Origin of the sequence: Mesorhizobium sp. M0195 (genome assembly GCF_040322115.1) — a bacterium.
Lineage (GTDB): Bacteria > Pseudomonadota > Alphaproteobacteria > Rhizobiales > Rhizobiaceae > Mesorhizobium.
On the sequence record NZ_JAMYSV010000026.1, the window covers coordinates 1 to 12,931 of the forward strand.

At 59.1% G+C, this 12,931-nt stretch carries 9 protein-coding genes, 2 pseudogenes and 1 riboswitch; of the genes and pseudogenes, 8 read left to right on the forward strand and 3 right to left on the reverse strand.

Translation table 11 applies throughout. The annotated features are described in order from the left end of the window. Positions 1-365: 365 nt before the first annotated feature. Both NKJ12_RS28310 and tdh read left to right on the forward strand, forming a co-directional pair. Positions 366-554, forward strand: a pseudogene (locus NKJ12_RS28310) (glycine C-acetyltransferase); the annotation flags it as partial. Further along, positions 542-1,576, forward strand: coding sequence for an L-threonine 3-dehydrogenase (gene tdh, locus NKJ12_RS28315; protein WP_352706632.1), 1,035 nt, complete (start codon positions 542-544; stop codon positions 1,574-1,576). The pseudogene NKJ12_RS28310 and the gene tdh, both read left to right, overlap by 13 nt. A 15-nt stretch (positions 1,577-1,591) precedes the next feature. Here tdh and NKJ12_RS32340 read toward each other — a convergent pair. After that, positions 1,592-1,776: pseudogene (locus NKJ12_RS32340) on the reverse strand (winged helix DNA-binding protein); the annotation flags it as partial. 1,527 nt (positions 1,777-3,303) lie between these two features. Between NKJ12_RS32340 and glyA the strand changes: the two are divergent. From glyA to NKJ12_RS28330, 3 genes are all read left to right on the forward strand, one after another. Next, entirely contained in the window at positions 3,304-4,641 is a 1,338-nt protein-coding gene (glyA, locus tag NKJ12_RS28320) for a serine hydroxymethyltransferase (protein WP_352706634.1), read from the forward strand. A 54-nt stretch (positions 4,642-4,695) separates the two neighbouring features. Continuing rightward, positions 4,696-5,871, forward strand: a complete 1,176-nt coding sequence (metK, locus tag NKJ12_RS28325) for a methionine adenosyltransferase (RefSeq protein WP_352706637.1) — start codon at positions 4,696-4,698, stop codon at positions 5,869-5,871. Positions 5,872-5,980: 109 nt separating this feature from the next. After that, positions 5,981-6,973, forward strand: coding sequence for an adenosine kinase (locus NKJ12_RS28330; protein ID WP_352506999.1), 993 nt, complete (start codon positions 5,981-5,983; stop codon positions 6,971-6,973). 33 nt (positions 6,974-7,006) lie between these two features. On the opposite strand, the gene NKJ12_RS28335 is transcribed toward NKJ12_RS28330, so the two are convergent. Then, complete coding sequence (locus NKJ12_RS28335) at positions 7,007-7,669, reverse strand: transposase (protein ID WP_352706639.1); 663 nt, start codon at positions 7,667-7,669, stop codon at positions 7,007-7,009. Positions 7,670-7,959: 290 nt separating this feature from the next. On the opposite strand from NKJ12_RS28335, the gene NKJ12_RS28340 reads away from it, so the two are divergent. Together NKJ12_RS28340 and NKJ12_RS28345 are read left to right on the forward strand one after the other, a co-directional pair. After that, positions 7,960-8,190 carry an MFS transporter gene (locus NKJ12_RS28340; protein WP_352706641.1) on the forward strand — a complete coding sequence of 77 codons (231 nt, stop codon included), beginning with the start codon at positions 7,960-7,962 and terminating at the stop codon, positions 8,188-8,190. A gap of 84 nt (positions 8,191-8,274) precedes the next feature. Beyond that, the gene (locus tag NKJ12_RS28345; protein ID WP_352706643.1) at positions 8,275-9,108 is read left to right on the forward strand and encodes a helix-turn-helix transcriptional regulator; all 834 of its coding nucleotides are present in this window, start codon (positions 8,275-8,277) and stop codon (positions 9,106-9,108) included. A 317-nt stretch (positions 9,109-9,425) separates the two neighbouring features. On the opposite strand, the gene NKJ12_RS28350 is transcribed toward NKJ12_RS28345, so the two are convergent. Next, entirely contained in the window at positions 9,426-9,680 is a 255-nt protein-coding gene (locus NKJ12_RS28350) for a hypothetical protein (RefSeq protein ID WP_352468275.1), read from the reverse strand. Between the two features lie 556 nt (positions 9,681-10,236). Next, positions 10,237-10,437: riboswitch (cobalamin riboswitch) on the forward strand. Between the two features lie 94 nt (positions 10,438-10,531). Between NKJ12_RS28350 and metE the strand changes: the two genes are divergently transcribed. Then, the gene (metE, locus tag NKJ12_RS28355) at positions 10,532-12,868 is read left to right on the forward strand and encodes a 5-methyltetrahydropteroyltriglutamate--homocysteine S-methyltransferase (RefSeq protein WP_352706695.1); all 2,337 of its coding nucleotides are present in this window, start codon (positions 10,532-10,534) and stop codon (positions 12,866-12,868) included. Positions 12,869-12,931 lie beyond the last annotated feature (63 nt).

Consider the following 12,931-nt stretch of genomic DNA (forward strand, 5'->3'; position numbering starts at 1 on the left):
TTACGACAGCAACTACGAATCGGTGGCCGCCAAGGTCCGTGTCGACATCAATGTCACCAACGAACTGTTGCTGTTCGGAATGTTCAGGCGATATTCATCGCTCGATTATGTGTTTTTGATCTGTAGCTCTTTCATTTCCCTCATGGCCTCCGCAGCTTGACGGACCCTGCCATCCAGAAGCACCCGGCCAGGTTCAGGTCCGTACTTGAAGTCCCAGTCGGGTCAGGACGTGTTCAACTTGTTGAGCGTTTGTGGGGGTGCGGGCCCGACGAACTTGAAAATCCGCAAATGGATCGCCTCCGTTCAGCCATCCCCGCGGAAATTCGGGCGCGAGAGAACAAGCTCCAGAGCATAAGCGAGGCTCAAAGGGCCAGACGCGCATCCGCACGCAAATGTCGGCCGCTCATTCCAGCGCCGATATCGACCGTGCGGTCGAGGCGTTCGGCGCCATCGGGCGCGAACTCGGTGTGATCTTCCTGAACGGCCGGAACAGAAAAGCGATTTCGGATCATTCGGATCAAGAGATTCAAGGGACAAAAGAATGTCGAACATGATGAAGGCGCTGGTCAAGGCCAAGGCCGAGCCGGGCATCTGGATGGAAGAGGTGCCGGTGCCGGAAATCGGCCCCAACGACGTGCTGATCAAGATCCGGAAGACGGCGATCTGCGGCACCGACGTCCACATCTACAATTGGGACCAGTGGGCGCAAAAGACCGTGCCGGTGCCGATGGTGACCGGGCATGAATTCGTTGGTACGGTCGCCGATTTCGGCGCGGCGGTGACCGAATACAAGGTTGGCCAGCGTGTCTCCGGCGAAGGCCATATCGTCTGCGGCCATTGCCGCAACTGCCGCGCGGGCAGGGGGCATCTTTGCCGTAACACGCTCGGCGTCGGCGTCAATCGCCCCGGCGCCTTCGGCGAATATCTGGCTATCCCGCAGCACAATGTCGTGCCGATCCCCGACGACGTGCCGGACGAGATCGCCGCGATCTTCGATCCCCTGGGCAATGCGGTTCACACCGCACTATCTTTCGACCTCCTCGGCGAGGACGTTCTGGTCACCGGCGCCGGGCCGATCGGCATCATGGGCGCATTGGTGGCGCAATGCGTCGGCGCGCGAAAAGTGGTCATCACCGACATCAACCCGGTGCGCCTGGCACTGGCAAAAAAGCTCGGCGTCCAGCATGTCGTTGACGCCTCGAAAGAAAAGCTGCGCGATATCATGCCGGCGCTCGGCATGACCGAGGGTTTTGACGTCGGCCTCGAAATGTCCGGTGCCGCACCGGCATTCCGCGACATGATCGATACCATGAACAATGGCGGCAAGATCGCCATTCTCGGCATCGCGCCGACCGGCTTCGAGATCGACTGGAACAAGGTCATCTTCAAGATGCTGCATCTGAAGGGCATCTACGGCCGCGAGATGTTCGAGACCTGGTACAAGATGATTGCGCTGGTGCAGGGTCCTCTCGATGTCAGCGGCTTGATCACCCACCGCATCGGCATCGACGACTTCCAGACCGGGTTCGACGCGATGCGCAGCGGCAATTCGAGCAAGGTGGTGATGGACTGGTAAGCGCCTAATCCTGCCCAGGGCCTCCTTGAGCGCACTCAATCCATTTGTGATCGCGGTGCGCTCACCAGCGCTGAGTTTTGCCAGCAATTCCCGCTCGAACGCCTTTGGCAGCGGCACCATCTCGCGATAGGCGGCAAGGCCCGCTCCAGTCAGCGTCAGGTGCTCGATGCGGGGTCTCTTTCATCGGGTTTTCGCGTGAGTCAGCCGAGACGGAGAAGCATGCGACCTTCTCGGAAATTCGACTGCTCCGGAAACGCGAATGCGCCATCGTCTTTATCATGTTCGCAGGCGGAGCATGACCGCGCGACGCGCTGCTGCGGCGACTGCACGAGCGATTGATCGTCGAGGCGGATACTGGAAAATATTACCACTCTGCGGACGAATGTTTCTGTGCCCCGCACGGCGGGATCGCACCGCCAGCGCTGGTTTACGGTCGTCGGTCCTGATACTGAACTGATGGCTAGCGCGCAAACTTTCGCTATCGATGCCGCGTATTCGGTTGCGGCTGGACAGCCGGGCATAAGCGTTTCGGAGAATATCAAAGGGGATTTTGTATCGAACTGGCTGCCTTTGGCATCGGCCGTGATCCAGGCTATTTTCCAAAATGCACGTTGCACTACTCTTTTTTCGTCATTTGTTTGCTCGCCACCAAGCCAATCGCAGACGTGCTTCCTTTGCGCATGAAGTCAGTTGTAAGGGTCGAAATTGTAGCCAGGCGAGTTCAGCTTTGCATCAGATCCCCAGCTGCACGGCGTTCGATCTCATAAAGGGAACAATGTGCTACGCGCATTCGACTGCCGAACCCGTTCGCTCCAACTGGCAACCGTTGAATAGCCAGCTCATCGCGGTCGCCGCTTTTTGGCCGGAGCTGTTGATGCCGTGGAGAGAGTGTCGGTGATGGAGGAACGGCTACGCTTCGTGGCCCGTCTTTTGGACGGCGAAGGCATGAGCGATGTGTGCCGGGAGCAAGAGCGGGTTGGGCAAACGTTGCAACAGATCCTTCAAGCAAATTCATAGACTCTTAGCAACTCCAGTTCGCTGTGAATGGTAGGCTTATTGCAACGTCTGAGATCAGTGGGGTCAAAAACGTGGCGCCGCTTTTCTCCGACCCGCCGAACTGCGAGCAATTTCGGCTAAGGCAATGGCAAGAAGAGCGCCCATCTTGGTTGTTCGAACACAGCATTTTCGGCTCAACAGTATCTTCACGGCCACCGTGATTGTCATGTCGGTGGGCAACCAGCCATATAATTTGGTTCGAAAGCTGCAACATCTGTGGAGAACGCGAAATGACAAATTCAGTAGGACGAGTGCCCAGGTTTTCCATGTGGCTTGATCCTGACCAATGATGACACTGGTCAGTCGCCTACGCACGGTGGCGCATATTGATCGCCTTCGAATCCTGGGCCTTTGCGCGCATGCGGACCTAACTGTCTGCGAGCTAGCGGAGATTCTGGGCGTGCGTCGCGAGCGGGTGGTGCGACACGTCGGGCTGCTCGCCAGAGCCGACTTTCTTTGCTGCAATGAACAACCCCCGTGGCGCTCGTACCATCTCAAAGCAGGAGGCAACGACGGTGGGCTGGCTCAATTATTGGTCGATCTCCTGCCCCAAGGCGAGGGCTATCATAAACGGGACCTGCAGCGGCTCGAAGCGGTACGAGACACGCGGCCCAAGGGGACCGCATGCTTGACCGTGAAATAGATCAATCCAATTGGAGCGCGAAGCTACCATGGACAATTCCGCCGACGGCGCCATCGCGCAGCCCGACACCTACGGGCGGTCTTCCTTGGCCGCAGTTGATTGCCGCGTTCACGAGCTGCTTCTGAGACAGGAGCGGCAGGAGCGGACGACCCTCAAACTCATCGCATCTGAGAACTTTGCGTCCTCGGCCGTGCTGGAAGCGAACGGCTCGATTTTCACGAACAAGTACGCCGAGGGGTACCCCGGTGCGCGCTACTATGCCGGAAACGAGATCGTTGATGAGCTTGAGAACCTAGCCATTGAGCGCTTGAAGACACTATTTGGCAGCGAGCATGCCAACGTCCAGCCTTATTCCGGCTCGCCGGCCAACCAGGCTGTCTATCGTGCGCTTTTGAGCCCCGGTGACAAAGTCATGGGCTTGCCCCTTCCGGAAGGTGGCCATCTGACTCATGGTTGGGCCATCAACTTTTCCGGAACTGACTATCAACGCGTCCCCTATGGACTAGATGAAAAGACACAGCAGATTGACTATGACCGCTTGCGCGAGACAGCCAAGCGCGAACGGCCGCGGCTCATTTGGGTCGGCGGAACTGCTTACCCGCGTGTCTTTGACTACGCGGCAATGGCAGAAATCGCCCTGGAAGCGAACTCCTATCTCGTAGCCGACATCGCGCACATCGTTGGCCTGATTGCCGCGGGAGCGCACCCGAATCCCGTGCGCCATTGCGACGTGGTCAGCAGCACGTCACACAAGTCGATCCGCGGTCCCCGCGGTGGTTTCATTTTGTCCAGGAACGAAGATCGCTATCAGGCCCTGTATCATCCAAAGAGCAAATACAATCTCGCCAGACGAATAGATCGGGCGGTCTTCCCTCACCTGCAGGGTGGGCCCCACATGAATGTCATCGCTGCGCTAGCTGTTGCCTTGCACGAAGCCGCGAACCCGTCCTTCCGAAGCTACGGCCAACAGACCGTCAAGAATGCCAAGGCTCTGGCCCAGGCACTGCTCGAGCGAGGTTATGACCTGGTTACCGGGGGGACGGACAATCACATGCTGATCCTTGATCTGCGCGATCGACCGCTATCGGGCAAGGCCTATGCCGAGCGACTAGCAAAGGCAGGCATCATCACAAACTTTAATATGGTGCCTGGCGACCCGCGGGATCCGGCGGTCACAAGCGGAATTCGCCTGGGGGCGCCAGCAGTGACGTCAATGGGCATGCGCGATGTGGAAATGGTGCAAATTGCTGGCTTCATTGACTCCGTCCTTCGGCGGCCAGACGACGAGGATCTCCATGCCTGCGTGCGAAGAGACGTTGCCGACTTGTGCGCTGCGTTCGAGGTCCCGGGCATCACCGACAGGTAAGGTGGGCTAAGCAAAATGTCCCATACAACTCCAACACCCGAAGCGAGGCATTTCATGGCTAGGCAGTTCGTGTTCTCTTCCGAATCGGTTGGCGCGGGACACCCGGATAAGTTGGCCGACAACATCTCGGATGCCATCCTCGATGCCATCCTCCGCACCGATCCCAAGGCGCGTGTCGCCTGTGAAGCGTTGGTAAAATCAGGGATGGTCGTTCTGGCTGGCGAGATTACCAGCGATGCGCAGGTGGATTATAGCCAAGTTGCGCGCGATACGATTCTCGATATTGGATACGACGATGAGGCCGTCGGCTTTGACGGCCGGCGTTGCTCCGTCGTTCATGCTCTCACCGAGCAGTCGCCCGACATCAGCCAAGGCGTTGACGAGGGACGAGGGCAGGACCTCCAACAGGGAGCGGGAGATCAGGGCCTCATGTTCGGCTACGCCTGCCGCGAAACCGATACTCTGATGCCTTTGCCGATCCAGCTCGCTCATCGCTTGACGAAACGACAGGCAGATGTCCGGAAAGCACGACAGCTTGGCTGGTTGCGTCCTGACATGAAATCCCAAGTCTCAGTGCGCTATGAGGGGTTGCGCCCGGTCGCCCTGGATACCATCGTCGTATCGACCCAACATGACGAGCAGGTCTCGCAAGAGACGGTCCGCGAGGGCGTCATTGAGGAAATCATAAAGCCTGTCCTGCCGACCCACTTGGAGACGGAAGGCATCAGAATTCTGGTCAATCCAACGGGGCGGTTCGTGGTCGGTGGGCCGCGTGGCGACTGCGGCCTCACTGGACGCAAGATCATCGTCGATTCCTACGGCGGGATGGGGCGTCACGGCGGCGGCGCCTTTTCGGGCAAGGACCCGTCCAAGGTTGACCGCTCGGCTGCCTACGCGGCCCGGTATGTCGCGAAGAATATCGTCGCTAGCGGACTTGCGGACGTCTGCGAGCTGCAGCTTGCTTACGCAATCGGCGTGGCCAGTCCGGTTTCTGTCATGGTCAACACGTTCGGGACAGCGAGGGTTGAGGAAAGAAGGATCGAGCGCCTCATTCTTGAGTTATTCGATCTCAGACCGAAGGGCATTATCAAGATGCTTGATCTCTTACGCCCTATATACCGCAACACCGCGACCTATGGCCATTTCGGCCGTGAAGAGCCTGATTTCACCTGGGAGAAGACAGACAGGGCCGAGGAATTGCGGCGCGAGGCAGGACTCGCCGCCCCGTGAGGGCCGGCGCCGAACGGATTGGCAAGCGGAAAGCCCATTCCCACTGGCCAGACCCGCGCCCGGCCGGCATCGCAGAAAGCCGGTGGCTCGTTGGCGGAGACATGAATTGATGCCGGACTATGACGTGCTTTGTATCGGAAATGCCATCGTCGACATCATCGCCCAGTGCGACGAGGCGTTCCTGGAGACCAACGGCATCATCAAAGGCGCGATGAATTTGATCGACACGAGGCGCGCCGAACTGCTCTACAGCCGCATGGGCCCGGCCATCGAAGCCTCGGGCGGCAGCGCCGGCAACACGGCGGCGGGCGTTGCCTCCTTCGGCGGCCGCGCCGCCTTCTTCGGCAAGGTCTCCAACGACGCGCTCGGCGAAATCTACGCGCATGACATCCATGCCCAGGGCGTCGCCTTCGACACAAAGCCGCTCAACGGCGAACCGCCGACGGCGCGCTCGATGATCTTCGTCACGCCGGACGGCGAGCGCTCGATGAACACCTATCTCGGCGCTTGCGTCGAGCTCGGCCCGGAGGACGTCGAGGCCGACAAGGCGTCGGGCGCCGCCGTCACCTATTTCGAGGGCTATCTGTGGGACCCGCCGCGCGCCAAGGAAGCGATCCGGCAGACGGCGAAACTCGCCCACGCCGCCGGGCGCGAAGTGTCGATGACCCTGTCGGACTCGTTCTGCGTCGACCGCTACCGCGACGAGTTCCTCGATCTGATGCGCTCCGGCACCGTCGACATCGTCTTTGCCAACAGCCACGAGATCAAGTCGCTCTACCAGACCGCGTCCTTCGACGAGGCGCTGGCGCAGATCCGCAAGGATTGCAAGATCGCCGCCGTCACCCGCTCGGAAAAGGGCTCGGTGATCGTGCGCGGCGACGAGACCGTCACCATCGAGGCGACCAGGATCCGCGAGCTGGTCGACACGACAGGCGCCGGCGACCTCTATGCCGCCGGTTTCCTCTATGGCTACACGCAAGGCCGCAGCCTGAAGCAGTGCGGCGACCTCGGCTCGCTGGCCGCCGGACTGGTCATCCAGCAGATCGGCCCAAGGCCAAGGCAGAATCTGCGCCGCGAGGCCGAACAGGCGGGGTTGCTGTAGCGCGGCGAGCCAAGAACCAGCTGCCCACCCTCCTTAATCCAGCCCAAGCCTTTTCTTCAGTTCCGCATTCTCCTTGCGGAGACGATCGGCAAGCAGGCTCTTTAGCCGCTTGTTTTCTTCCTCGAGCGCGACGAGATCCTTCAGCCCGTCACTGTCCGCCGCAGGCGCCGCCGCCTTCTTCCAAAGATAATATGTCTGTTCCGAGATGCCGGCTTGCTTCACCGCGCTCTTGAGAGTAGCGCCGCCGCCGATCGAGGTCTCGATCTGCGCCAGCTTTTGGGCACGATCCTTCGCGGAGTAGCTCTTTCGGCCTGTTCGCGCTGACGGCGGTGCTTCAGTGGTCGCGGATATCGGCTTGGCGCCGGCGCTCGCCTCAGCTCCTGGCTTCCTCGACCGCCGCGCTCTCGTCTTCGGTTTTGGCGTTCCCGCTTTGTCTGCCGGTTCGCTATGAACTACTGCTGACTCGGTTTCCAGGGGATTGGCCATGAAATGTTCCACTCGCGGTTTGTCCAAAGGTTCAGCATCAGGGGCCACGACAGTAGAGTCAACAAGCTGACGATTTAACGGCTCGACTTCCTTTGCTGTCTCGGCCATCGCCGCGGCGATGTCGAAATTGCCCCAGATGGAACGTGCGGCTTTTTGATAATTGCGCTTTTGTTTGACTTCCACGGTGAATGGTCGCGTCTGCCGCCTCATAGTTCCTTCCTGAATAGAAGAATGAAGTCGCCGCTCGAATTTTTGGCGCTTCCTGCTTAGCGCGGAGCACTATCGTATAGCCGCTCAACGGGCAAGTGATGCCGGTCTTCGATGGCTGACCCATCTGGGGGGATTTGAGCGGCTTCGCGCGTCCTGCGCATGCCTGTAAGGCCGCCAAGTTTTCTGGGTTAGCAGGCGCGCCACTGTGGCAGCTTGGCTTGTACGGCGAGGCCATGGTTGAGTGAGGCGAAACAAATCCAGCCCCGCGGTCGATCCCGAAGCTTCCCACAATGGCGAAGAGAACATCTTCACTCGTTCCTTTTGAGCACAAGACCTTCCGTTCGCTATGGTCGTCTGCACTCATTTCGAACCTTGGCACCCTAGTGGAAGGTGCGGCGGCAGCTTGGCTGATGACGAGCATCGCAGCAGTAATTTTTGATCGCCCCATTCGTGCTGTGTACCAGCCCTGTGTCTTGCGCAAGTGGTCACGAACGGCTGCCGGAGCCTCGAAGACGCCCTAAAAACACATGCTGCGATTTTTGAACACGCTTGACGTGTTAGATTAATTCATCCACAATGCGTGTGTTGAACACGCGAGGTGAGTTATGAACATGAAAGAGCTTAGGGTTCGACTGGGCATGACTCAAAAAGATTTGGCAGAGCAGATGGCAACGACGCAACAGACTGTGGCCCGTTGGGAAACAGGCAAAACGCAGTTGAACGTCGAGCAGATCAAGGACCTTTGTCTCACGTTGAAATGCACGGTCGAGGAGCTGCTGGGCTGGAAGATTGATGTCGAGGAGTGGCGCACGAGCCCGTTTGCAATTGCCGATGCCGAAACGCGATACGGCACGCTCAGAATCAAGACGACTGTTGGCAGCCGCCAATATCCTATCGATGAAAAGGCGCGTGAATCGATTTTACGTCAGTTGAAGGAACTTCATAATCTGCGTAGAAATAACACAAGCAGGCCATGGCTGTATTGTTGGAGCCTTGACAACAAAATACTCTTGATAAATCCGCAATATGTCCGCACCATTGAGCTTATCGGTGACGATGTAGAGGAGATGCCAGAGTATTATCATCCAGAAATCTATCGGGCTTTGGATGACTGGGATAAGGGTGAGGTTTCAGGAAAGCTGAAGAAAGAATGCGATGCCATCATCGCAGAGATGGGTGATCAGGAAGCCGCGCGCATGGCCTCCTATGTTCGCGTCACATATGACGACGGAGAAGATGAGTGGAACTTCTTGGATGAAGAAACCGCTACGACTTTCTTCGGATTGGAAGCTGCGACCTTTGACGTTCCCCAGTGTAGTTTCGCCGAAGTGGAGGAAGAAGGTTACTACCGAGCGCGATATGCCAACCTTGATCGCGTCGCGGTGATGGAGGTTCCAAGCGACCGTTATCACAGATTGACCGCGCCCGAGGAAGCTTAGAACCATCCACGAAGGGCGCATGTTACATCTCGACCTTGCGTGGTGCGTTTTCAGTACGAGATGACGTTAAGCGTAGGTAATGGCAGGTAAGAGTGCTCGACCAGAAGCTCAACTGCCTCCTCAATATCGCTGCCGATGTGCCGCAGGACACGTCCACGGGAGCGTGGATAGGCGTGAAGTTCCTGCACTCCACGGTCCGCTCTCCCATCGCCGGTGTGTGCCCGACGCCATCTTGTGGACGAGCTTGGCCGCCTGCACCCGGTTGTATTCCGGCTTGCGGTCCGCCTGGGCGGTCGGCCGCGATGGCTATCTCCATGTCAATCGGCGCCGAACTTTGACTGCCCGCTGCTTTTGATGAATTTGGCGAGGTCCCGCGCATAATCACTCTTGGTCTTCTCCTTGAGGCCCTGTGTCGCGAACTTGTGGTCCAGCAGGGCAAACAGGTCCAAGTCCCCTTCCGCCTGTGGCGCTGGCTTGCCCTCACCGCCCTCGGCTTCCCAATTGGGGACCGCTTCTGCGCGCTGCACCGTGGCGATTGTCCGCCCAAGACGCATCACAAGATCGAACGCCAAACCGTGCGCGTGCACGACGATTTGCCGCTCAGGCCTCATTTGGACAGGACTTGAGCTGGCCCGGTGGTTTGAGCCGGGTTACCTTGAGCCGGTGGGCTGCGAACAAGCAGTTCGAGACATTGGCCTCGATCACTTCGCAACACGCCGCTGCGCCTGGCCTCGGTGTGCTCCCCCCGAAATCGTTGTGTCATATCACCGAGGGCATCACGGCCAACAGCTTCCACATGGGCAACAGCCTCGCCATTGAGCCGAATACGGTCGCGAGCAGATCACCAACGAAGCGGTCGGAACCTCGGAGCCGAAGTTCGACGCCGAGGTGGTTCGCATGATGCGCTAAGCAGCACCACGGCGCTTGCCGGTATGTTTGCTGCCGGCAGCCGACGAACTCCTATCCTCCTGGACAAGGGCGCCGTGCGTCATTGCTTTGATTTACCGGCCGCTCAAGGCTTCCACAGTTTTCGCTTTCGAGGCGACCTTTGGAACATGCCAACGGAAATTTAACATAACGACATAAACATTTCTTTATGCGGCGTTTGACAAAGAAGCGAACTGCTGTAATTGTCTCCCGCGTCGTGGTTCTCCGTACGGCGCTGCCGCAGCGGAGCTAAGAGGGAAGCCGGTGCGATGCCGGCGCTGCCCCCGCAACTGTTAGCGGCGAGCCAACCCCACTCATGTCACTGAGGCGAATAGCCTTGGGAAGACGGGTAGAGGCTATGACCCCGCGAGCCAGGAGACCTGCCACGGCGAATTACGTCCACGGGCGGGGTGTCTCGGTGGCCGCTGCAGCCTGGCGTTCGTGCCGGCCTGCTAGCGCCTTCCTTGCACCGACGCCCCAACCATCGGGGTCTGGCATGACTGTCTCTCAGCAAATTCCTGTAGCAACGCTCGGCGTGCCCCGCTTCGGTCGTCGGCGAGAACTGAAATTCGCGCTTGAAAGCTACTGGTCCGGAAAATCGTCCGCTGCCGACCTTCTCACGACCGCGAAGGCGCTCCGTGCCGCTAGCTGGGAGGAGCAGCACGATCGCGGCGTGTCGAAAATCCCGTCGAACGACTTCTCGCTCTACGACCATGTGCTCGACACCGCAGCCATGGTCGGCGCCGTTCCATCCCGTTACGGCTGGAATAGCGGCGAGGTTCCACTTGACATCTACTTCGCAATGGGGCGGGGCAACCAGGGTCAGACGGAGGATTGTCGACACGCTGGTCACCAGCAGGCGGCTCATCGGTCTGATGTAACCGCGATGGAAATGACCAAGTGGTTTGACACCAACTATCACTACATTGTGCCGGAACTCAACGATGATCAGACGTTCGCCCTCTCGTCGACGAAACCGGTCGATTACTTCATCGAGGCTAAAGCTCTCGGCGTTCACACACGCCCAGTCATCCTTGGACCGATCACCTTCCTCAAGCTGGCGAAATCGCCTGCCGAAGGATTCGATCCCATCGCGCTCCTGCCGCGGCTGCTGCCCGTCTACGAGCAACTCCTGCAGAGGCTGAAGCTGTCTGGAGCCGACTGGGTGCAGATCGATGAGCCAGCGCTTGTCCTCGATCTGAACCCGAACGAACGAGCTGCGTTCGAATTCGCCTATGGCCAGCTGTCGAAAGCCGCGCCCGAGTTGAAGATCATGCTGGCTACCTATTTCGGGCCGCTGGGAGACAATCTCGAAACCGCGGTTTCTCTGCCCCTGGCCGGGCTGCATATTGATCTCGTGCGCGCTCCCGAGCAGCTGGAAACGGTGGGTCGGCTCGCACCGAAGGATCTGGTGCTCTCGCTTGGCTTGATCGATGGCCGCAACGTCTGGCGTGCGAACCTGCCCGCCATTCTCGACCGCATCAAACCGATCGTCGCCGGCTGGCCCTTGGACCGCGTCGAGATCGCGCCTTCTTGCTCGATGCTGCATGTGCCGATCGACCTCCGCATGGAGACGGAACTCGACGCGGACATCAGGTCGTGGCTCGCCTTCGCGGCCCAGAAGACCGACGAGTTGGTGTTGCTTGCCCGGGCCCTGTCCCAAGGCAGGGATGCGGTGGCAGGCGCGTTGAAAGCGTCTGCCGAGGCTGCCGCCACTCGCGTGACATCCACGAAGATCCATGACCCGCTTGTTGAGGGACGGATCGCCAGCATTGACGACAGCATGAAGCGACGAGAGAGCGCTTTTGCCGAGCGCTCCAGAGTCCAGGCCGGCACGCTCGGGCTGCCGCCGTTCCCGACGACGACCATCGGGTCCTTCCCGCAGACGCCGCAGGTACGCAGGGCGCGGGCCGCTCATGCGAAGGGCCAGCTGAGCTATGTCGACTACGAGACCTTCCTGAAGAAGGAGATCGAGGCTGCAATTCGCTGGCAGGAAGAGATCGGGCTGGACGTGCTGGTGCACGGTGAGTTCGAACGAAACGACATGGTACAGTATTTCGGCGAGCAGCTGTCCGGCTTCGCCTTCACCCAGCATGCCTGGGTGCAGAGCTATGGGTCGCGTTACGTGCGCCCCCCCATCATCTTCGGCGACGTATCGAGGCGCAATCCGATGACGCTGCGCTGGTGGCAATTCGCCCAGTCGCTTACGGAAAACCCTGTGAAGGGAATGCTCACAGGCCCAGTGACCATTCTCAACTGGTCTTTTGTTCGCGACGACGTACCGCGCTCCGAAGCATGCCGCCAGATCGCGCTCGCCATCCGCGACGAAGTGACGGATCTCGAATGGTCCGGCGCAAGGATGATCCAGATCGATGAGGCCGCGTTTCGCGAAGGATTGCCACTGCGCCAGTCTGATTGGAACGACTATCTCGACTGGGCTGTCGAATGCTTCCGGATCGCTTCAACGGGTGTAAAGGACGCGACTCAAATCCATACCCACATGTGCTATTCGGAGTTCAACGAGATCATCGACGCGATCGCTGAAATGGATGCGGATGTCATTTCGATTGAGACGTCGCGCTCGAAAATGGAACTGCTGGACGCCTTCACGAGCTCCAAATATCCGAACGAAATCGGGCCCGGAGTCTACGACATTCACTCACCACGTGTCCCGGAAGTCGGGGAGATTTCGGATCTCGTCATGCTTGCCCGCGAGCGACTGTCGGATTCCCAACTGTGGGTAAACCCGGACTGTGGCCTCAAAACACGCAAATGGGAGGAGGTCCGCCCTGCCCTCATGAACATGGTCGATGCAGCACGTGCGCTCCGGTAGAAAGTGTAGGCCGGAGGGTTTCCCGGTTGTTGGTGAGTGACCGGCTGCCGCATGTCGGCCGTG

Coding starts and splice junctions, on each gene's coding strand:
- tdh (WP_352706632.1), top strand. CDS start 542: ATGTCGAACATGATGAAGGCGCTGGTCAAGGCCAAGGCCGAGCCGGGC.
- glyA (WP_352706634.1), top strand. CDS start 3,304: ATGGACAATTCCGCCGACGGCGCCATCGCGCAGCCCGACACCTACGGG.
- metK (WP_352706637.1), top strand. CDS start 4,696: ATGGCTAGGCAGTTCGTGTTCTCTTCCGAATCGGTTGGCGCGGGACAC.
- NKJ12_RS28330 (WP_352506999.1), top strand. CDS start 5,981: ATGCCGGACTATGACGTGCTTTGTATCGGAAATGCCATCGTCGACATC.
- NKJ12_RS28335 (WP_352706639.1), bottom strand. CDS start 7,669: ATGAGGCGGCAGACGCGACCATTCACCGTGGAAGTCAAACAAAAGCGC.
- NKJ12_RS28340 (WP_352706641.1), top strand. CDS start 7,960: ATGGCGAAGAGAACATCTTCACTCGTTCCTTTTGAGCACAAGACCTTC.
- NKJ12_RS28345 (WP_352706643.1), top strand. CDS start 8,275: ATGAACATGAAAGAGCTTAGGGTTCGACTGGGCATGACTCAAAAAGAT.
- metE (WP_352706695.1), top strand. CDS start 10,532: ATGACTGTCTCTCAGCAAATTCCTGTAGCAACGCTCGGCGTGCCCCGC.